Source organism: Vibrio sp. 970 (genome assembly GCF_033339075.1).
In genome coordinates this window covers 1-512 of record NZ_JAWOTW010000845.1, presented here as the reverse complement: position 1 = coordinate 512, position 512 = coordinate 1, and the positions used below count along the sequence as shown (strand labels likewise).

General features: G+C 50.8%; 1 protein-coding gene. It reads right to left on the bottom strand.

Annotation, left to right across the window (positions count from 1 at the left end; genetic code table 11):
• Positions 1-512, bottom strand: a 512-nt coding sequence (locus R7Q11_RS29510) for a hypothetical protein (RefSeq protein WP_225467382.1), incomplete at both ends; no start/stop codon positions are given.

Here is a 512-nt window from a genome sequence, read left to right as displayed (position 1 = left end):
GTTTTTTCGCTAAGGCCAACTCGTTCCTTTAACTCGGGAGACCAGTATAAACGGCGTTTACCGTCAATGGCCTCGCTGTACTCAAGCCAACGGCCAGACCAAACACCATCGCCTGTTTCAGCGAAACGAGACAAAAACCCAAAGGGGTGAATCCCCTTTTTCTTGCCCTTCTTGGTGCTACCTTTAGCCATTTCTCGATCCACTCCCCAGTGTCTCGAATCGTCTTGTTTTGCTAGGTAGTCACCAACGCTCACACCATGCTTAATATCAAGCGCATGTTGACGGAAGGCATCGAGTGAAACGGGTGTGCCGTCTGGTTTCAGCATCAGCCCAGCCCTTTCGCAACAAGCCTCCCAACGTTCAAGAAGCAGTTCCTCAAAGACTTCTGTCGGCTCCGCTGATAGCAGTCGTTCAAGCCTCTCCGCGTGGCGCTTCGCCTTAAACTTAGCCTTGAGGTATGCCGACAAGCGATCTCGATTGATTTCCTTATCAATACACCAAAGCTCGTGAGT